Raw genomic sequence first — 19,826 nt, 5'->3', positions numbered from 1 at the left:
GGCGCGCCTCAGCCCGCGGGAGCGGCACGCGCAGCCCGCGCGGCAGCCCGATCAGCGCGCAGCGACCCAGGCCGCCACGGCCGCGCGCAGCTCGGCCTTGCGGGCGGCGGGCGCGAACGAGGCGGCGATCGAGTTCATGGCGAGGGCCGCCATCGCGGCATCCGTGAACCCGAAGGTCTCTTGCACAGCGATGTAGTTGTCGCCGATGTACCCGCCGAAGTACGACGGGTCGTCTGAGTTGAGGGTGACGAGCAGCCCGGCCTCGAGCATGCGGGGCAGCGGATGCTCAGCGAGCGTCGAGACCCCGCGCAGTGCGACGGTCGACAGCGGGCACACCGTCAGCGGCACCTGGCTCTCGCGCAGTCGCTCGACGAGGGCGGGGTTCTGCAGGCTGCGGATTCCGTGGTCGATGCGCTCGCACTTCAGGGCGTCGAGCGAGCCCTCGACGAACTCGGGCCCGCCCTCTTCGCCGGCGTGGGCGACGCAGTGCAGGCCGAGGCCGCGGGCGCGGGCGTAGACCTCGGTGAAGATCTCGGGCGGGTAGCCGACCTCGGTCGAGTCGAGCCCGACCCCGATGATGTCGCCCGCGAGCGCGCGGGGCGACACGGCGTCGAGCGTGGCGAAGGCGCTCTCGACGGGCAGGTCACGCAGAAAGCACAGGATGAGGCCGCCGGTGATGCCGAGTTCGGCGTGAGCGTCATCCATCGCCCTCTTCAACCCCGTGATGACGTCGTCGAGCGCCACGCCGCGCTGGGTGTGGGCCTGCGGGTCGAAGAACATCTCGACGTGGCGCACACCCTGCCCGTGCGCCTTCGTCAGGTAGGCGGCGGCGAGGTCGTAGAAGTCCTGCTCCTGCCGCAGCACGATGCTGCTGGCGAAGTACAGGTCGAGAAACGGCTGCAGCGAGGCGAACTGCAGCCGGCCCTTCCAGTCGTCGACGCTCTCGAACGGCAGCTCGATGCCGTTGCGCTCGGCGAGCGCGAACACCATCTCGGGTTCGAGCGTGCCCTCGATGTGCAGGTGCAGTTCGGCTTTCGGCAACTCGTACAGCGCAGGCGTCATGCCCCCATTCTCGCCCACCCGCTGGCCGCCGAGGTCAGGCGGCCGGCGGCGTGAAGAGGCCCGCAGGGCCCGAGGCGTCCGAGACCGAGGCGAGGTAGGCCGTGCGACGGGCGAAGAGGTCGGGCACGACCGCGCGGGCCCGGGCGATGAGGTCGGCCAGGTCGGCGGTGAGCAGCCGGCCATCCTGAACCAGCAGGCGACCGTCGACCATCGTCAGGTCGACGTCGCTGCCGCGAACGGCGTGCACGAGGTTGTGGTGCAGGTTGGCGTACGGCCCCGAGCCGATGAGCGGAGTCATGCGCGGTGTGTCGGTGCGAACCGCAATCAGGTCGGCCTTCTTGCCGGGCTCGAGCGAGCCGATCACGGCGTCGAGGCCGAGCGCGCGGGCGCCGCCCCTGGTGGCCATCTGCAGCACCGGCCAGCTGTCCATCGCCGCCGCGTCCATGGTGCGCAGTTTGCCGAGCAGCGAGGCGACCTTCATCTCTTCGAACATGTCGAGGTTGTTGTTCTCCTTCTCGCCGTCGGTGCCGATGCCCACGTTCACGCCCGCCGCGAGGTACTCGGCCACGGGCGCCATACCGCTGGCGAGCTTCATGTTGCTCACGGGGTTGTGCGAGACGCCGACCCCGCGCGAGGCGATCAGCGACACCTCGGCGGCGTCGAGCCACACGGCGTGCGCGATCATCGCCCGCGGAACATCGAAGAACCCCAGCTTCTCGAGCGCGAACATGGGTCGCGCCCCGTATCGCGCCTCGAACTCGGCGACCTCGATCTGGCTCTCACTGCAGTGCGTGTAGAACCCGGTGTCGTACTTCTCAGCCAGCGCGAGGGCCCGTCGCTGCCCGGCCTCGTCGGCGTAGAACGGATGCTCGAGCCCCACCCACGGGTAGATGCGCCCGCCCGCTCCCCCGCCGACGCCGCTCGCGGCGCCCGCCGCTGCGGCGCCACCCGCGCTCCACTGTTCGAGCATCGCCTCATTGTCGTCGAGCGTGTCGAAGTAGTCGTAGTCGGGGTGGGCGCCGACGTAGTTCACGGTGACGAGGCGGTTGCCGAGGGCATCCGCCGCCCTGGCGCTGCCCTGCATGTAGCGCCACATGTCGACCACGGTGGTGGTGCCCGAGAGCAGCCCTTCGGCGTAGCAGAGCCACGATGCGGCCTCGGCCTCGTGGGGCCGCAGCACGCGGTGCATGGGGTCGATGTGCAGGCGCAACCACTCCCACACCGGCAGGTGTTCGGCGGTTCCGCGCAGCACGCCCGAGTGGTGGTGCGCGTTGACGAGCCCGGGCATCAGCAGCCGGCCGGCCAGGTCGACGACGTCTGCCCGGGGGTAGCGGGCCGCCAGGTCGGATGCCGCACCGACCGCCTCGATCTGACTGCCCCTGACGAGCACCGCGCCGCCGGGAACCACCTCGAGCGCATCGTTCATGGTGACCACGAAGTCGGCCCGCAGCAGGCGGTCGCCGTCGATGTGCGCCGCGACGGCAGGGCCGTCAGCCGCTCTCTGGTCGGAGCCGCCGGGGCCGCTCACTCGGCGAGCGTCCACGCGTCGAACGAGAAGCCCGGCGACACCACGCAGCTCACCAGCGCCTCGCCGTCGCCCGGCAGCGTGCGCTGCCACACCCCGGCCGGCACGACGATCTGCGGGTGCGCACCACGCTCGATGTCACCGCCGAGCGTGATGATCTTCGCGTTCTCGCCCGAGAACGCGGGCGTCTCGCCGGCACCGCCGAGCTGCACCATCACGTCGTCGGGCCCGTGCCAGAACCACAGCTCGTCGAAGTCGACCCGGTGCCAGGCCGACGCCTCGCCGGGCGGCAGAAGAAAGTGGATGCTCGTGGCCGCCGGCCGGCTCGCCCCGTTCGTCGTCACGGCGGCGGCCGAGGCCCACGTTCGGCGGTACCAGCCGCCCTCAGGGTGCGGTTCGAGCCCCAGCAGCGCCGCTCGCGGCGGAACGTCGAGCCACTCGATCAACCGGCCGTCGACCATACGCCTGGCGACCTGCCCCGGCGCCCCCACTTCGTCGGTCACGCATCGCTCCTGTATCTCTGTTCGGTCGTTCTTCTCGTTCCATTCTGGCCGCTGCGCCGCCTCCGGTCGTGGCGCCGCGCGACCTTCGGAGGGTCAGTCTGTGACAACGGCGTCGGCCGGCGCGGGCGAGACCGTGAAGCGGGTGCCGGGATGATCGGCCGAGAGGTGGGCGCCCGGTCGGCCGAGCATCTGCTCGCGCAGCGAGCCGGTGGCCGGTTCGGCGGGCATCCGGCCCCTGCGGCGCAGTTCGGGCACGACCAGCGTGGCGAAAGCCACGAGGTCGCCGGGCGGAAAGATGGGCTCGAGCAGAAAGCCGTCGAGGTCGGTGGCGTCGATGAGGCGTTCGAGTTCGTCGGCGACCTCGGTGGTGCTGCCGACGAGCTGCAGTCCGCGCGTTCCGCGCCCCGAGAGCTGCGCGAGAATCTCGCGCACGGTGGGAGCAGGGCTGCCGTCTTTCGGAACGAACCGGTCGATATTGCTCTGCCCCATCTGGCCGATGGGCCCGCCGGCGTCGAGAATCTGGCTGAGGTCGCGGTCGGGGTCGAGCGAGAGCAGGTCGATGCCGGTGTTACCGGCATAGAGGGTTGCGGCGACCTCGTCGGTCTGCAGGTCGTCGAACTCCTTGCGCAGAGCGAGGGCCTCGTCGTGGGTCGGTGCGACCGTGACGGTGAGCCCCACGAGAATCTTCAGCGAGTTCGGGTCGCGGCCCCACTCGGCCGCCTTCGCCCGGATGTCGGCGACGTTGAACGCCGTCTGCTCGACCGTCGTGCCCTGTACGAACACGCACTCGGCGTTGCGGGCGGCGTAGGCGCGGCCGCGTGCCGAGGTACCGGCCTGGAAGAGAACGGGGGTGCGCTGCGGCGACGGGTCGACGGTGAAGTACCCCGTCGACCGGAAGTGCTCGCCCTCGAAGGTGTGCCGGTGCAGCTTGTCGCGGTGCACGAGAATCTGCGCGTCGCGGTCGGCGACGAACGCATCGTCTTCCCACGACCCCTCCCACAGCGTCATCGCGAGGTCGAGGTACTCGTCGGCCTGGTCGTAGCGCGAGTCGTGCGCCTTCATGGTCTCGTGGCCGAACAGCTCGGCGACGGTGTTCTGCGACGCCCCGGTGACGATGTTCCAGCCGATGCGGCCGCGCGTGAGGTGGTCGAGCGTCGCGAACCGGCGGGCGGTCTGCACCGGATGATCGAGCCCGGTCGAGCTCGTCACGACGAAGCCGAGGCGCTCGGTCTCGTGGGCGAGCGTAGCGATCATCATCGCCGGATCCATCGACGGGAAGTTGATACCGCCGCGGGCGGCCATCTCGGGCAGGTCGCCGTCGATCGACGGAAAACCGTAGCCGTCGGCGAAGAAGAGAAAGTCGAAACCGGCGCCGTCGAGCAGCTTGGCGATGCCGATCCAGTGGTCGAGTTCGTGGTAGCGCACCGATTCGCTGAGCGGATGCGGCCAGCTCAGTGTGCCGCCGACCTGCGGGCCGGCCACTTCGAATACACCCAGGTGGATTTGCTTCATGCCCTCATTGAACCAAACGGTTCATATCAAAGCGAGCCCGGAAACACAGTGTTAACACGATCGACCAGAGCGTGCGTCGCAGCGCGGGCGGAACGGTCGACGAGCTGCGGGTCGCCTCCGCTGAGCAGCGTCGCCTGAAAACCGCGCCACAGAGCGACGGCCTCGTGCGCGAAGAGGTCGGCCTGGGCATCCGTCACCCCCCGGCGCGCCAGCGCGGTGCTGAGGTGCTCGACCCACTCGGTGCCGACCGCACCCAGAAAGGCGGTGAACCGCTGGCGTTCGAAGCCGGCCAGGCCGAAGATCTCGAAGAAGAGGCGGTGCAGCGGCAGGTTCTGCGGGTCGGCCAGAATCGCCCACGCCTCGAGCAGCCGATCGCCGACCGGCAGAGAGTCGTCGTCGATCAGCACCACCATGCGGCCCATGCCGGGAAAGCGCTGCTCGGCGCCGGCGAGGGCGGCGATGATCAGCTCCTCCCGGCTGCCGAAGTAGTAGAGCAGCATGCGGTTGTTCGACCCGACGGCGTTCGCGAGGCCGCGCAGAGTCAGCTGGGCGACACCGTTCTCGAGCACGAAATCGACGATGCTCTCGAGCAGCAGCTGCCTGCGGTCTGGGCCGTCGTCAGTCATGCACTGACGCTAACGGTTCGAAGGCTCATGCGGCGAAGGCAACACCGCCGAAATGCTCCGGTAACAATCGCGAACTAGCGTTTCACGGATAAAGCGAACACGTCGTGCTCTTCGGCGTGCGTCACACAGCACTTCGCTGCACCACCCCTGCGAAACCCGACCGTCTGGAGCCTTCATGAACGCCTTCACCCCTCCTCCCGTCATGACTCGGCAGTTCGACCGCCGCAACTTTCTGCGCATCGGCGGGCTCGGCGCCATGGCCGTCGGCGGTGCCGCCGTACTGGCCGCCTGCAGCTCGGGATCGAGCACCACCGCCAGCACCGCAGGCTCGACCGGTGCGGCCAGCGCCGCCCCGGGCAGCCTCGGCACCATCGCCCTGCAGCTCTCATGGATCAAGAACATCGAGTTCGCCGGTGAGTACTTCGCGACCGAGAAGGGCTACTACACCGACGCCGGCTTCCAGGAGGTCACCCTGCTCGCCGGTGGCGGACAGACCGGCGCAGAAGAGGCGCTGCTCTCGGGCCAGGCCCTCGTCGGCCTCTCGTCGCCGTCGATCACCGGCCCCTCGGTCGAGCAGGGCGCCGCGCTGAAGATCATCGCGTCGACGTACCAGAAGAACCCGTTCTGCCTGCTCTCGCTGGCCGAGAAGACCCCGATCAAGACGGTCGCCGACCTCAAGGGCAAGAAGATCGGCGTGCAGTCCGGCGGCAACCAGACCATCTTCGAAGGCTTCCTCGCCGCGAACGGCCTCACCGACGCCGATGTCACCCTGGTGACCACCCAGTACGACATCTCGCCGCTCGAGACCGGTGCCTACGACGCGCACATGTCGTACACCACCAACGAGCCGATTCTGGCCGCGAAAGACGGCTTCACGCCTGTCGTGCTGGGCTTCGCCGACAACGGGCTGCCGTTCGTGGCCGAGACCTTCACGGTGACGCAGGACTCGATCGACAACAAGCGCGACCTGCTCAAGGCGTTCCTGGTGGCCGAGATCAAGGGCTGGACCGACGCGGTGAAAGACCCCGCCCAGTCTGCGACGTACGCGGTCACCAAGTACGGTGCAGACCAAGACCTCGACCAGACCGAGCAGACCGCAGAGGCGACGGCGCAGAACGCGCTCATCGTCACGGCCGACGTCAACTCGAACGGCCTGTTCACGATGACCGACGATCTGATCGCCGAGAACATCAAGTCGCTCACGTCGATGGGCACCACCGTCACGGCCGACCAGCTCTTCGACATGAGCCTCATCAAAGAGGTCTACGCCGAGAACCCCGACCTCATCACCACCTTCACCATCCCGACGGCCTAAGAGGGTCGACGGGGGTGGGTTTCGATACGGCCCGCTGCGCAGGCCTGCTCAACCAGCGGCGGCTCGCTCGTTGAGTAGCACCGAAGGTGCGTATCGAAACCCTCCACTCACAAGAAAGCTGGGAAACATGGCCATCTCGTCGGTCGCCGGGTTTGCGACAAGCACACCCGCACAAACGCCGGAGCTCGCCTCTGGCATCAACATCCAAGGGCTGACGAAGACCTTCCAACTCGGCCGCAAGTCGGTGCAGGCCCTCTCGGCCATCGACCTCGGAACGAAGAAAGACTCGTTCCTGTCGCTCCTCGGCCCCTCGGGCTGCGGCAAGTCGACCATCCTGCGCATCATCGCCGGACTCGAGAAGCCCAGCGCCGGCTCTGTCGTGGTGAACGGCAAGAACGCCACCGAGATCCAGCGTGGGCACGAGACCGGCATCGCCTTCCAGGATTCGGCACTGCTGCCCTGGCGCACGGTCACGAAGAACATCCGCCTGCCCCTCGAAGTCGCCGGCATCACCCCCGCACCCGGCCTCATCGACGGGCTGATCGACCTGGTCGGCCTCAAGGGCTTCGAGAACGCCAAACCCGCCCAGCTCTCGGGCGGCATGCGCCAGCGGGTGTCGATCGCCCGCTGCCTAGCCGTCGAGCCGACGATCATGCTGCTCGACGAACCGTTCGGTGCGCTCGACGACATGACCCGGCAACGGATGAACGTGGAGCTGTTGCGCATCTGGGGCGAGAAGCCCGCCACGACCCTGATGGTCACCCACGGCATCGGCGAGGCCGTCTTCCTGTCAGACGTCGTCGCGGTGATGAGCGCCCGGCCCGGCCGCATCGCCGAGGTCGTCGAGATCAACCTGCCGCGGCCGAGACTGCCCGAACTCACCCGCTCACCGGAGTTCCACGCCTACGTCGACCAGATCTCCGAGATTCTCTTCGGCGCCCACGGGGCGGCCTCCGATGACTGATCTGCGCGAACAGGAGACCGGGTACGCCGAGAGCATCGCGCTCGGCGCCGAAGAAGCCACGGGCGCGAACCGCCGCTCGTTCCTCGGATCGTTCAACCAGATGCCGCCGTGGATCGGCGCCATCATCGGCGTCGTCGTGCTGCTGCTCGTCTGGCAGTTCGTCGCCGTGACCTTCTTCTCGGTGACCGGCAGTGTTCCGCCACCGCTCGACGTGTTCGTGCAGCTCGTGCACGACCTCACCGACAGCGTGTACTGGAACGCCATCGCGCAGACCAGCATGTCGGCGATGTGGGGCTTCATCTGGGGCAACCTGATCGCGTTCTTCCTCGCGTTCATCGTGCTGCTGATTCCGTGGTTCGAGGGGCTCAGCACTCAGCTCGCCGTGGTCTGCTCGTGCATCCCGCTCACCGCCATCGCCCCGATCGTCACCCTGCTCTCGCCGGCCGGCAGCCGCACCACCTCGATCTTCCTCGCCGCGCTCAGCGTCATCTTCACCACCGTCATCGGTACCCTGCTCGGGTTGCGGGCCGCGAGCGAGACGCAGCTCGACGTCGTGAAGGCGTACGGCGGGTCGAGGTTCACCCAGCTGCGCAAGGTGCGCCTGATCGCCGCCGTGCCGAGCATCCTCGCCGCCCTGAAGCTGGCCGCCCCGGCGGCCTTCCTCGGCGCGGTGCTGGGCGAATACTTCCTGCTCGGGGTCGACTCGGGTATCGGCATCCTGCTGCTCGCCGCCCAGGCCACGGCCGCCTCGGTGAAGCTGTGGGCGCTCGCGCTCATCTGTGGCGGCATCGCGGGGCTGGCCTACTTCGTCATCGGCCGCATCGGCCACCTCATCACGCCATGGTCAGCGGGCGACAGTCGCGCCGGGGAAGGTTTCTGATGGCTACCGCCGCACCCGCACAGGCGCCCATGGTCTCGCGCCCGATGGTCAGCGAGCAGACGGCGAGCACCGTCAGGTACGTCTTCCGGCGCATCGGCACGACCGTGCTCACCATCGCGATCTCGAGCGCCATTCTGGTGCTGCTGTGGAGCCTCGCCATCCAGGTGCTGCACGCGAACCCGTTCATCGCCAAGACCCCGGTCGACGTGTGGAACTATCTCTTCGTCGACGCGCCGAAGAGCAAGACCACCGCGGCCGAGAACCGCGAACTGATCTCGGGGCTGCTCTGGGTCACCCTCTTCCACGCCCTGATCGGGTTCATCTTCGGTGTGGGCAGCTCGATCGTCATCTCGGTGGCCTTCACGCTCATCCGGCCGATCGAGTTCATGTTCATGCCCATCGCGATGCTGCTGCGCGTCGTACCGCTGCTCGCGATGGCTCCGGTGATCTACCTCATCTTCGGCAACGGGCTGGTGACCGCGGCGTTCATCGGCGGGGTCGTGGTGTTCTTCCCGCTGCTGGTGAACCTGACGCTCGGCTTCCGCTCGGTGAGCGCCCAGTCGGTCGACCTGATCCGGGTGTACGGCGGCAGCCGCTGGACCATCATGCGCAAGGTCGCCATCCCCACCGCGCTGCCCTACTTCTTCGCCTCGATGCGCATCGCCGTTCCCGGCGCGATCACCGGCGCGATGCTCTACGAGTGGCTCTTCACGTACGAGGGTCTGGGCGCCGCGATCACGACCGCCAAGTCGCAGTCGCTCTACAACGAGATCTGGGCCATCGTCGTGGTCATCACGGTGGTGTCGATCCTGCTCTACACGGTGGCGACGTTCGTCGAGACCGCCGTGTTGGCCAAGTGGGGCCCGAACGCCGGAAAGTCGACCGGAAAGTAACGGTGATCGTCGACAAGGCCGAGGCAGGCACCACCGCCCGGCAGTACCACATCGGCATCGCGCCGGGCGAAGTGAGCACGGTCGCGCTGCTGCCGGGCGACCCGTTCCGCGTTCCGCTGATAGCCGAGTTTCTCACCGACGTGACCGAGGTCGCCCACAACCGCGAGCACCGCACGATGACGGGCTACTACAAGGGCAAGCTCATCACGGCGACCTCGACGGGAATGGGATGCCCATCGACAGCCATCGCCGTCGAAGAACTCGCCCGAGTGGGCGTCACATCGTTCATCCGGGTCGGCAGTTCGGCGGGCCTGCAACCGGGTGTGAACCCCGGCGACCTGCTCGTCAGCGAGGGCACCCTGCGCAACGACGGCACCACGGCCGCGTACGCGCACCACGGCTTTCCGGCGGTGCCAGACCTGCGGCTGACCCTGGCGCTGCAGGATGCCGCACTCGCGTTGCCCGGCGCCGGCACCGACTACCAGGTGCTGTCGGGCATCAACGCCTCTGACGACGCGTTCTACGCCGAGACCCCCGAGTGGATCGGCGAACTCAACCGGCTCGGCATCCTGAACGTCGAGATGGAGAGCTCGGCCCTCTACGTCGTCGCGCGACTCAGGGGCCTCCGCGCGGGAATGATCTGCGCCTGCTCGTCGAACCTGGTCGACGGCACCAGCCTCTACGACCACGATGCGTCGAAGCTCAGGGCGGGCTGGCAGAACAGTATTCTTGCCGCGCTCGACGCGGCCGTGGCGCTCGACCTGTGAGCGAACGGATGCCCGCGCCCGGCCCCGCACCCGCCGAAACCGTGTCACCGGCCCCGCGGCGCCGCATCATCGTCGACACCGACACCGGCATCGACGACGCCCTCGCGCTGCTCTACCTCGCCGCCCAGCCGGAGGTCGAGCTCGTCGGCGTCACGGCCGTGTACGGCAACTGCGTCATCGACGACTCACTGCGCAACATCGCGTACGTGCTCGCGCTTGCGGGCCGCGGCGACACCCCTGTCGCCCGGGGCGCGGCCAAACCCCTGAATGCCGAGCCGCACATCGCTCACTACGTGCACGGCCACGACGGGCTCGGCGACGTGCTTTCAGCCGAACAGCGGCCGATGCCGACCGGTCTGCTGCCGCAGAGCGCCGCCGAGTACCTGGTCGAGCAGGCCCGCGAGCATCCGGGCGAGATCGAGCTGCTGACGCTCGGGCCGCTGACGAACGTCGCGCTCGCGCTCGAGGCCGAACCCGATCTGCTCTCCCTCTTCGCCTCGATCACGATCATGGGCGGCAGCGGTCCGTTCCCCGCACTCGGAGCGAGCGACATGTTCGACGCGAACATCCAGAACGATGCCGACGCCGCACGGCTCGTGTTCTCGGCTCCGGCGAACCGGCGGCTGATGGTCGGCGTCAACGCCACCGCTCAGGTGGTCACCGACGAACAAGACGTGGTGGCGCTGCACCGCTCGGGCACGCCGACGGGCGAGTTCGCGGCGAACATCCTCGAGTCGTACCTCGACTTCTACCGGCTGGCCTGGGGGCGCCGGGTGAGCCCCGTGCACGACGGCCTCGCCGCTGCGCTGCTCGTGCATCCCGAGTTCATCGCCGCCGCCGTGACCGGGCCCGCCAACGTGACCCACGACGGCTTCACCACCCGGGCGCGCATCATGCAGACCGCCGAGGGCCGTGCGGTACCGTGGGCCATCGAGCCCGTGGGCGACACCATCGCCGTCACCGCCGTCTCGCCCGACTTTCTTCCCGCATTCATCTCAGCCCTGATCCAAGGAGGCGCACGCCCATGACCGACACCGCGACCGAAACCCGAACCTCGACCCGCGATCTGGCGCTGCTGCCCAAGGGGCACCTGCACCTGCACATGGAGGCGGCCATCCGCGCCGAGACCCTGAAAGAGATGGGAGCAACGGCGGGCATCGAGATTCCGATGCCCGACCTGTCGACCACCTACAGCGACTTCTCGGTGTTCAGCCAGACCTACCGCAGCATGCTGGCCGTGCTGACCACGCCGTCGAACCTGTTCCGGCTGATCGACGAGGCCGTCGAAGACGCCGCGCGCGAGGGCGTCGTCTACGTCGAGTTCGGCGCGAGCCCGCACTTCTACATCGACGCCTTCGGGTCAGTCGAGGATGCCCTGCAGATGCTCATCGACAAATGCGCCGAGGCGGGGTCGAAGTACGGCGTCGAGATCGGGCTGATGATCACCGTCGACCGCACCGAGAGCGTCGAGACCGCCGACGCCTACGCGGCCGTTGCGGCTGCGTTCGCCGGACGCGGCGTGGTGTCGCTCGGCCTCGCCAACGACGAGCGGGGCTACCCCGCCGAGAACTTCGAGGAGGCGTTCGCCATCGGCAGGGCGGCCGGGCTGCTGTCGACGCCGCACGCCGGCGAGCTGGCCGGGCCCGGGCAGGTGTGGAAAGCCGTCGAGGTGCTGCACGCCGACCGCATCCTGCACGGCGTGACGAGCGTACAAGACCCGGAGCTGCTCGAGCGGCTCGCCGCCGACGGCATCTGCCTCGACGTCTGCCCCACGTCGAACCTGCTGCTCTCCGTGGTCGACGACCTCGACTCGCACCCGCTGCGCGTGCTGCTCGAGGCTGGCGTGCGCTGCTCGATCAACGCCGACGACCCGGTGCTGTTCGGGCCGAACATCCTCGCCGAGTACGAGCTGAGCCGCACCGTACTCGGGCTCAGCGACGAGCAGCTGGCCGCCTGCGCGTGGAGCTCGATCGAGTGCGGCGGCGGCTCGGCCGAGCTGAAGGCGCGGTCGAAGGTGGCCATCGACGCCTGGCTCGCGAGCTGACTCCGGGGGGCGGCGCGCGACGGCAGGGGTGACCACTCCGCCCGCCCACAGCGCAAGCCCCGGGCATCCGTTCGGCCAGGCGGGTATAACGGGTGCATGACAGACACACCGATCGAAGACCTGCCACCCGTGCAGCCGCCCAGCCACGACGGCGTCAGTGCCGACGAGGCCGCCGCGTTCGCCGTCGCCGACTGGATCAACCGCTACGAGACAGCGTGGGAGTCGAACGAGCCCGACGACATCCGCGCGCTGTTCACGCCCGACGCCAGCTACCGCACCGAACCCGACGCCGAACCGTGGGTCGGTCACGACGCGATCGTCGCCGGCTGGACCGAGATCAAAGACCTGCCCGGCGACATGTCGTTCGAGTGGAAGCCGCTCGCCATCACGCCCGAGGTCGCGACCATCCAGGCCGTCACCGTCTACCCGCGCGAGAACCGCACGTTCGACAACCTGTGGGTGATCAGGCTGGCACCGGATGGCCGGGCCACCGACTTCACGGAATGGTACATGCAGCGCGCCACGTAAAATTGTGGCATGACCCCCGCTGACGGCGAACCCAGCCCCTTCGGCAAGCGAGACTCCGGCGGCGGAAAGCTCGGCGACTACGGCTACAACATGGTTCCGAAGAACGCGCGCGTCACCATGCAGCTCGCCGGCAGCGACCCGAGCGCCGACGTGCTGCGCGACGTGCTCGGCCGCGTCGGTTCGAAGGGCCGCGAGCCGGTCGAGGTCGAAGCCTTCGTCGCCCGCCGCACGGCCGAGGAGGAACGCACCGACGCCCCCATCCTCGTTCGTCTGTTCGTCGACTCACGCATGACCGACGTGGTCGGTTGGGTACCGCGCGGGCTCGAGGCGCCCGTCATCGACGCCCTCACCCGCCTCGAAGAGGCCGGCCGCACCCCGCGCATCCCCGCCGCCATCGCCCCCACCCGCCACGGCCTGCGCGTCACCCTGCTTCTCGGCCGCACCCGCTGACCCGCCCCGCCGCAGGCCCGCCCGCGCACGAAAGCCGCGCGGCGGCGGGCTGGATGCACGAAAGCCGCCAGCGCGACACGAAATCGCGGCCGAAAGTTGCATAGGGTCGAGGCACGACGGGGAACGCTCGCGACTCCCACCCACTGCGCACCACACCACGGCGACGCCCCGACCGTGGGATGCGCGAAGCGACACCCCACCCGCCGCCCCGCCCGATGCACGAACGGAGGTTCTCATGTCTCACTACACACCAGACGCCATCACCGGCGAACCCGAGGTCGTCGAAGACGCTCTGGCCTTCGAGGGTGACGCGGCATCCGCGAACCTGCCGGCGGCGTGGGCGGCACTGAAGAGCGCAGTCACGAGCCTGCGTGGGTATCAGCGGGCCGACGGGTCGGTCGATCCGGCGGTGTCGGCGCGCAGCCGTGAGGTGCATGAGCTGGTCGACCGGGTGATCGACAGTCTGCGGGCCCTCGCCGACGACTACAGGCACGATGCAGAGTACCTGCGAGCGAGCATCCGCGACTTCGAGCGCTGGGTGAACGACGGGTTCGGCGTGCCCGACTTTCTCGACTCGTTGACGGCGTTCCACCCCGAGCAGCAACGGGTGGATGGCCGGCGGCACGTCGTCGTCTTTCCGATGTACACACAGAACGGCAACCCCGACAAGGTGTTCGAGGCCGTCGCCGTCGAGGTCATCTGGCCCGAGTTCGTGGCCGGCCTCGAGGCGGGAGACTACTCGAACGCTCTGTTCGTGCCGATACGCTTTCTCGACTTCACGCCGGGGTACGACACGAACTCGGCCGTGCTGTTTCCTGAGACCGTGACGATGCGCGCCGTTCCGACCTTCACCTGGGGCGCGATCTTCGCCGACCGCGAGGCGGCGCGCTTCCGCGTGGTCGTGCGCGAGGCCGCCCGGGTGACGCGGCTCGAGCTGCCGGCCGGAGCACAGCAGCTGCTCGACGACCAGGCGCTGGCCGAAGAGACCTTCGTGATGTGGGATCTGATTCACGACCGCACGCACATGCGCGGCGACCTGCCGTTCGATCCGTTCATGATCAAGCAGCGCATGCCGTACTTCCTGTACACGCTCGAAGAGCTGCGCTGCGACCTCACCGCGTTTCGCGAGGCCGTGCGCATCGAGCGGGCCGGGGCCGACTCGGTCTCCTCACCGCAGGCCGTCGAGACGGCCGCGCGCGTGCAGTACGCCATCCTGTTCGACCGCATCTTCAGGTTCGCCATCACCGGCAGCCGGGTGAAGAACTACGACGGCCTCGGCGGCCAGCTGCTGTTCGCCTGGCTGCACCAGCGCCACGTGCTGCACTGGACAGACACCAGCCTCACGATCGACTGGCCCGAGGTGGCCGAACAGGTCATCGCGCTGAGCGACGCCATCGACGACCTCTACTGGCGCTCGATCGACCGCCCGAAGACCGCCCACTGGCTGGCCGCCTACCAGCTCGTGTCGTCGGTCGTCACGCCCAACCCGGCGTCGGTGTGGGCGAAGGGGCCGGATGCCCTGCCCCTCGACGGGCCGCCACGGGGCCTGACCGACGCGGTGCTGCCCGACGAGTTTCCGCTCTCGATGTTCTACGAAGCGCTCGAGAAGAAGATGACCGGCGTCATCGACAGCACGGCGGGAATCACGGGCGCGGGCCTCCCCGGCCGGTAGCGGCAGACGCCGGCAGGCCGTTCACCCGCTACCCGCGCACGAGAAGGGCGAAGTCTTCCTGCCGCAGCGCCGTGAGAATCCACCGCTGCGGCACGGGGAACGCCGCGATGGCCTGCCGGGCATCCATCGGCTCGATGCCGGCCACGGTGTACCGCCGACGATGGTGCACGAGCACACAGCCCCCGGCCGCCACGACATTGCGGAACCAGTTCACGTCGGGCCCGTAGGTCAGCGCGATGACGAAGCCGCCCGCGGTCGGCTGCACGATGATCGGCGTCTCGAAGGTTCGCCCGCTGCGCCGCCCCACGTGCTGCACGATCGTGAACGGCCCACGCGACGAGCGGGCGATGCGCAGGGTGAGGCGATTGAGCGTGCGCTTGATCAGCGCGAGCCACGCGCTCCGGATGCCCGACCGAACCGTCATCGCACGACCTCGTCAGGGCACGAAGGTCGCGGCCGGTTGCCCGGGGATGTCGGGCGCAGGACCGGTGACGATCGCCGGCGAACCGGGAACCATGTGCGCGACCGCCATCGTGAGCGGAACGAGTACCACGGCGAGGATCGCGATCGTGACGACGATGAAGATCGCATTCTTGATCGCTCGCATCTGCCACCTCCCCGTTGGCCTGAGAATAGCCGCAATGACTCTGCAACGGAAGCCGACGGGGGTGGGGGGCGCCTGCGGCGCACCGGGGCAGCCGCATGGCAGTTGCGCCGAACGCAAGACGTGTGCGTGCCGGGTGCGAGAGACTGGATGACGTGACCGACGCACCCACCACCACCACGCCCGCCTTCGACCCGGCCACGCGGCTGCACGACCCGGCGTGGCGCGGGTTCGCCTCCGACAACTATGCGGGCGTGCATCCAGAGGTCGTGGCGGCCATCGCCGCCGCCAACGAGGGCCACCAGGTCGCGTACGGCGAAGACCTCTACACCGCCCGCCTGCAGCAGGTCGTGAAGCGGCACTTCGGCGAGCAGGCCGAGGCGTTCCCGGTCTTCAACGGCACGGGCGCGAACGTGCTCAGCCTGCAGTCGATGCTGCCGCGCTGGGGTGCAGTCGTGTGCACGGCCACCGCGCACATCCACACCGACGAGAACGCCGCACCCGAGCGCGTGGGCGGCCTCAAGCTGCTCACCGTCGAGACGCCCGACGGCAAGCTCACGCCCGACCTCATCGACCGCGAGGCGTGGGGCTGGGGCGACGAGCACCGCGCCCAGCCGCTGGCCGTATCGATCACCCAGACCACCGAGCTCGGCACCTGCTACACGCCCGACGAGGTGCGCGCCATCGCCGACCACGTGCACGCCCACGGCATGACGCTGCACATGGACGGCGCACGCATCTCGAACGCCGCCGCCACACTGGGCGTTCCGCTGGCCGCGTTCACCACCGATGCGGGCGTCGATGTGCTGTCGTACGGCGGAACCAAGAACGGCCTGCTCTACGGCGAGGCGGTCGTGGTGCTGAATCCGCAGACCTCCGAGGGCCTCAGCTACCTGCGCAAGCTCGACATGCAACTCACCTCGAAGATGCGCTTCGTATCGGCCCAGCTCATCGCGCTGCTCGACGGCGACCTGTGGCTCGAGTCGGCGACGCACTCGAACGCGATGGCGCAGCGCCTGCGCGCCGCAGTCGAACGGATGCCCGGGGTCACCATCACGCGGCCGACCCAGTCGAACGCGGTGTTCGCCATCGTGCCGCCCGGGGTGGCCGACGCGCTCCGTGAGGTCTTCCGCTTCTACGACTGGAACCCTGCCACCGGCGAAGTGCGGTGGATGTGCGCGTTCGACACCACGGAGGCTGACGTCGATGCGTTCGCAGCCGCCCTGGCGGGCCTGCTGCCGGCCTGATCGAAGAACATGCGCATGTATGGAATAACCCGGCGGTAGTTTGGTTTAAGCAATCAGAGGCAACGGCGCCTGATCGACACCCACCGAGAAGGAGCCAGCCATGACGCTCACCGACACCACCCCCAGCTCTCCCGCGGCCACCGCGCCCCGCGCCGCGTTCGACCGCCCCGCCGAGACCAGCGTTCCGATTCTCGACGTGCTCACCGAGCGCTGGAGCCCCCGTTCGTTCGAGCCCGACAGCGAGATCGACGAGGCCGTGCTGACCGCCGCCCTCGAGGCCGCCCGCTGGTCGCCGTCGGCCGGCAACTCCCAGCCGTGGAAGTTCATCGTCGGCCGCCGCGGCACCGCCACGTTCGACCTGATCAACGCCAACCTGATGGGCTTCAACCAGGCCTGGACCCCGAACGCCAGCGTGCTGATCGTCGCCGTCGCCGAGGTCATCGACGCCGACGGCACGCCCCGCCGCTGGGCGCACTACGACCTCGGCCAGGCCATGGCGCACCTCTCTGTTCAGGCGCACGCCGACGGTCTGCACGTGCACCAGATGGGCGGCATCGACGTCGCGGGCCTCGTCGAGACCTTCGGTCTCGACGAGCGCTGGGAGCCCGTCACCGTCACCGCCCTCGGCACGGTCGCTGCGGCCGACAACCTGCCCGACGAGAAGTCGCGCGAGCGCGAGGTCGCCCCGCGCAGCCGCAAGCCCCTGGCCGACATCGTCGTCGTCAACGACTGACCCGACCCGCACCTCGGGTTTCGATACGCGCGCAACCCCGGTTTCGATACGCGCTACGCGCTACTCAACCAGCACCTACGCCGGTTGAGTAGCGGCGCAGCCGCGTATCGAAACCCACCCGCACGCAACCCCGGTTTCGATACGCGCTACGCGCTACTCAACCAGCGGCGGGGAACGTTACCGTGCGTGACGCCTGCGGCAGCGACACGGGAGGCGAGCCGGTACCGTCGAAACGGTGACCGCCGAACCCGTGACCGCCGACTCCGCGACCCCCGTACCCGTGACTGCCGAATCCGCCCACTTCGCCACCATCGAGAACCTGCTCACCGAGAACCGGCTGTACCCGCCGAGCGCTGGGTTCAGCGCCCAGGCGAACGTCGACGCGGGCGAGTACGAGCGGGCATCCGCCGACCCCGTCGCGTACTGGGAGCAGCAGGCCCGGCGCCTCGACTGGCAGACGCCATGGCGCACGGCCCACACGTGGAAGCCGGCGCTGGCGCGCGCGGATGCCCCCGAGCTCGACGTGCCCGAGGCGCAGTGGTTCGTGGGCGGCCGGCTCAACGTCGCGGTGAACTGCGTCGACCGGCACGTCGACGCGGGGCTCGGCGACCGCGTCGCCATCAACTTCGAGGGAGAACCGGGCGACCGCGAGCAGATCACCTACGCCGAACTGCAGCGTCGCGTGGCGAAGGCCGCGAACGCCCTCACCGCCCTGGGCGTCGTGGCCGGCGATCGGGTGGTGGTGTACCTGCCCGTCATCCCCGAGACCATCGTCGTGACGCTGGCGATCGCGCGCATCGGGGCGATCCACTCGCTCGTGTTCGGCGGGTTCTCGGCCGAGGCCCTGAAGTTCCGGGTCGAAGACACGGGAGCGAAGCTGCTCGTCACGAGCGACGGGCAGTACCGCCGCGGCACGGCCGTACCCGTCAAGGCGAACGCCGACGAGGCGGTGGCCGGCCCCGAGGGCGGGGTCAACACGATCGAGCATGTGCTGGTCATCCGGCGCACCGGTGACCTGACGCCCGACATTCCGTGGCGGGAGGGCCGCGACATGTGGTGGCACGACGTGGTCGACAGTGCGCCCGACACGCACGAGCCCGAGTTCTTCGACTCCGAGCATCCGCTGTTCATCATCTATACGAGCGGCACCACCGGCAAGCCCAAGGGCCTCGTGCACACCAGCGGAGGCTACCTCACGCAGGCCAGCTGGAGCCACTGGGCCGCCTTCGACGCCAAGCCCGACGACGTGTACTGGTGCACGGCCGACCTCGCCTGGGTCACGGCGCACACCTATGTTCTCTACGGTCCGTTCTCGAACGCGGCCACGAGCGTCATCTACGAGGGCACGCCGAACACCCCGCACACCGGGCGGCACTTCGAGATCATCGAGCGCTACGGCGTGACCACCTACTACACGGCGCCGACGCTCATCCGTACGTTCATGACGTGGTTCGCCGACGGCCGCCTGCCGTCGTTCGACCTCTCGAGCATCCGGCTGCTGGGCACGGTGGGCGAGGCGATCAACCCCGAGGCGTGGGTGTGGTTCCACGAGAACGTCGGCGGGGGCCGCGCCCCCATCGTCGACACGTGGTGGCAGTCGGAGACCGGCTCGGCGATCATCGCGCCGCTGCCGGGCGTCACGGTGTTGAAGCCCGGTTCGGCGACCATCCCGCTGCCCGGTCTCACGGCGCTCATCGTCGACGAGGCGGGCGACACCGTGCCGCACGGCGAGGGCGGCTACCTCGTGCTCGACGGAACCTGGCCCTCGATGGCCCGCACCGTGTGGGGCAACCCCGAGCGGTACCGCGACTCGTACTTCGCCCGCTACGCCGACCGCGGCTACTTTTTCGCCGGCGACGGTGCCAAGTACGACGACGACGGCTACATCTGGCTGCTCGGCCGCGTCGACGACGTCATCAACGTGTCGGGCCACCGCCTCTCGACCATCGAGATCGAGTCGGCCCTCGTGTCGCACCCGGCCGTGGGCGAGGCCGGTGTCGTGGGCGTCAGCGACCCGACGACGGGCGAGGCGATCGCCGCGTTCGTGATCCCCTCGGCCGGGGTGTCGGCTCGGGATGCCGCCGACCCCGCCTTCTGGGCGGCCCTGTCGGTGACCCTCGCCGACGCTCTGCGGTCGCACGTGGCGCACCAGATCGGGCCGATCGCCAAGCCGCGCGACCTGGTGGCGGTGCCCGACCTGCCGAAGACCCGCTCGGGAAAGATCATGCGCCGCCTGCTGGCCGACCTCGTCGACGCCCGCCCCTTGGGCGACACGACCTCCCTGCAAGACGAGACCGTGCCGGCCCGTATCGCGGCCATTCTGGCCACCCGCCACTAACCCCGCCGCCGCCGCCGGTTGAGTAGGCCCGCAGGGCCGTATCGAAACCACGGTGCCGTCGGGGGGGTTTCGATACGCGCTCCGCGCTACTCAACCAGCGGGCGGGCGGGGGGCGGCGGCCGCCGGTTGAGTAGGCCCGCAGGGCCGTATCGAAACCACGGTG

At 69.1% G+C, this 19,826-nt stretch carries 20 protein-coding genes; 13 read left to right on the top strand and 7 right to left on the bottom strand.

Annotated elements, in window-relative coordinates:
• Positions 1–51: 51 nt before the first annotated feature.
• The 5 genes from V3W46_RS01565 to V3W46_RS01545 all read right to left on the bottom strand — a co-directional run bounded on the left by V3W46_RS01565 (position 52) and on the right by V3W46_RS01545 (position 5,228).
• Positions 52–1,062 carry an adenosine deaminase gene (locus V3W46_RS01565; protein ID WP_331781327.1) on the bottom strand — a complete coding sequence of 337 codons (1,011 nt, stop codon included), beginning with the start codon at positions 1,060–1,062 and terminating at the stop codon, positions 52–54.
• A gap of 34 nt (positions 1,063–1,096) precedes the next feature.
• Entirely contained in the window at positions 1,097–2,590 is a 1,494-nt protein-coding gene (locus tag V3W46_RS01560; protein ID WP_331781326.1) for an amidohydrolase family protein, read from the bottom strand.
• Complete coding sequence (locus tag V3W46_RS01555) at positions 2,587–3,090, bottom strand: cupin domain-containing protein (protein WP_331781325.1); 504 nt, start codon at positions 3,088–3,090, stop codon at positions 2,587–2,589. Before V3W46_RS01555 ends, V3W46_RS01560 begins: the two co-directional genes overlap by 4 nt.
• A gap of 93 nt (positions 3,091–3,183) precedes the next feature.
• On the bottom strand, positions 3,184–4,602 hold the full coding sequence (locus tag V3W46_RS01550; protein ID WP_331781324.1) for an NtaA/DmoA family FMN-dependent monooxygenase: 1,419 nt from the start codon (positions 4,600–4,602) through the stop codon (positions 3,184–3,186).
• A gap of 26 nt (positions 4,603–4,628) precedes the next feature.
• Positions 4,629–5,228: a TetR/AcrR family transcriptional regulator gene (locus V3W46_RS01545; protein ID WP_331781323.1), complete on the bottom strand. Its 600-nt coding sequence runs from the start codon at positions 5,226–5,228 to the stop codon at positions 4,629–4,631.
• Between the two features lie 175 nt (positions 5,229–5,403).
• On the opposite strand from V3W46_RS01545, the gene V3W46_RS01540 reads away from it, so the two are divergent.
• The 10 genes from V3W46_RS01540 (at position 5,404) to V3W46_RS01495 (ending at position 14,741) form a co-directional block, all read left to right on the top strand.
• On the top strand, positions 5,404–6,543 hold the full coding sequence (locus tag V3W46_RS01540) for an ABC transporter substrate-binding protein (RefSeq protein ID WP_331781322.1): 1,140 nt from the start codon (positions 5,404–5,406) through the stop codon (positions 6,541–6,543).
• 127 nt (positions 6,544–6,670) lie between these two features.
• Complete coding sequence (locus V3W46_RS01535) at positions 6,671–7,507, top strand: ABC transporter ATP-binding protein (RefSeq protein ID WP_331781321.1); 837 nt, start codon at positions 6,671–6,673, stop codon at positions 7,505–7,507.
• A complete protein-coding gene (locus V3W46_RS01530) occupies positions 7,500–8,387 on the top strand; it encodes an ABC transporter permease (RefSeq protein ID WP_331781320.1) in 888 nt (295 codons plus the stop codon). The genes V3W46_RS01535 and V3W46_RS01530 overlap by 8 nt, the downstream gene beginning before the upstream one ends.
• The gene (locus V3W46_RS01525) at positions 8,387–9,280 is read left to right on the top strand and encodes an ABC transporter permease (RefSeq protein WP_331781319.1); all 894 of its coding nucleotides are present in this window, start codon (positions 8,387–8,389) and stop codon (positions 9,278–9,280) included. The genes V3W46_RS01530 and V3W46_RS01525 overlap by 1 nt, the downstream gene beginning before the upstream one ends.
• 2 nt (positions 9,281–9,282) lie before the next feature.
• The gene (locus V3W46_RS01520; protein ID WP_331781318.1) at positions 9,283–10,047 is read left to right on the top strand and encodes a nucleoside phosphorylase; all 765 of its coding nucleotides are present in this window, start codon (positions 9,283–9,285) and stop codon (positions 10,045–10,047) included.
• Positions 10,044–11,075, top strand: coding sequence for a nucleoside hydrolase (locus V3W46_RS01515; protein WP_331781317.1), 1,032 nt, complete (start codon positions 10,044–10,046; stop codon positions 11,073–11,075). The genes V3W46_RS01520 and V3W46_RS01515 overlap by 4 nt, the downstream gene beginning before the upstream one ends.
• Complete coding sequence (add, locus tag V3W46_RS01510) at positions 11,072–12,091, top strand: adenosine deaminase (RefSeq protein WP_331781316.1); 1,020 nt, start codon at positions 11,072–11,074, stop codon at positions 12,089–12,091. The genes V3W46_RS01515 and add overlap by 4 nt, the downstream gene beginning before the upstream one ends.
• 96 nt (positions 12,092–12,187) lie before the next feature.
• Complete coding sequence (locus V3W46_RS01505) at positions 12,188–12,619, top strand: nuclear transport factor 2 family protein (protein ID WP_331781315.1); 432 nt, start codon at positions 12,188–12,190, stop codon at positions 12,617–12,619.
• Between the two features lie 9 nt (positions 12,620–12,628).
• Positions 12,629–13,069: a hypothetical protein gene (locus V3W46_RS01500; protein ID WP_331781314.1), complete on the top strand. Its 441-nt coding sequence runs from the start codon at positions 12,629–12,631 to the stop codon at positions 13,067–13,069.
• Positions 13,070–13,304: 235 nt separating this feature from the next.
• A complete protein-coding gene (locus tag V3W46_RS01495) occupies positions 13,305–14,741 on the top strand; it encodes a DUF6421 family protein (protein ID WP_331781313.1) in 1,437 nt (478 codons plus the stop codon).
• Positions 14,742–14,769: 28 nt separating this feature from the next.
• On the opposite strand, the gene V3W46_RS01490 is transcribed toward V3W46_RS01495, so the two are convergent.
• A complete protein-coding gene (locus V3W46_RS01490; protein WP_331781312.1) occupies positions 14,770–15,165 on the bottom strand; it encodes a nitroreductase family deazaflavin-dependent oxidoreductase in 396 nt (131 codons plus the stop codon).
• 12 nt (positions 15,166–15,177) lie between these two features.
• A complete protein-coding gene (locus V3W46_RS01485; RefSeq protein ID WP_331781311.1) occupies positions 15,178–15,348 on the bottom strand; it encodes a hypothetical protein in 171 nt (56 codons plus the stop codon).
• 152 nt (positions 15,349–15,500) lie between these two features.
• Between V3W46_RS01485 and V3W46_RS01480 the strand changes: the two genes are divergently transcribed.
• The 3 genes from V3W46_RS01480 to acs all read left to right on the top strand — a co-directional run bounded on the left by V3W46_RS01480 (position 15,501) and on the right by acs (position 19,663).
• Positions 15,501–16,592 (top strand): threonine aldolase family protein, encoded by a 1,092-nt coding sequence (locus tag V3W46_RS01480; protein ID WP_331781310.1) that lies wholly within the window; start codon positions 15,501–15,503, stop codon positions 16,590–16,592.
• Between the two features lie 100 nt (positions 16,593–16,692).
• A complete protein-coding gene (locus tag V3W46_RS01475) occupies positions 16,693–17,325 on the top strand; it encodes a nitroreductase family protein (protein ID WP_331781309.1) in 633 nt (210 codons plus the stop codon).
• Between the two features lie 280 nt (positions 17,326–17,605).
• Positions 17,606–19,663 (top strand): acetate--CoA ligase, encoded by a 2,058-nt coding sequence (gene acs, locus V3W46_RS01470; protein ID WP_443069910.1) that lies wholly within the window; start codon positions 17,606–17,608, stop codon positions 19,661–19,663.
• The last annotated feature ends 163 nt before the right edge of the window (positions 19,664–19,826 follow it).

The organism is Subtercola sp. YIM 133946 (assembly GCF_036553535.1).
Classification (GTDB): Bacteria; Actinomycetota; Actinomycetes; order Actinomycetales; family Microbacteriaceae; genus Subtercola.
The sequence above is the reverse complement of the archived record's forward strand: the minus strand, read 5'-3'. Positions and strand labels throughout refer to the sequence as shown.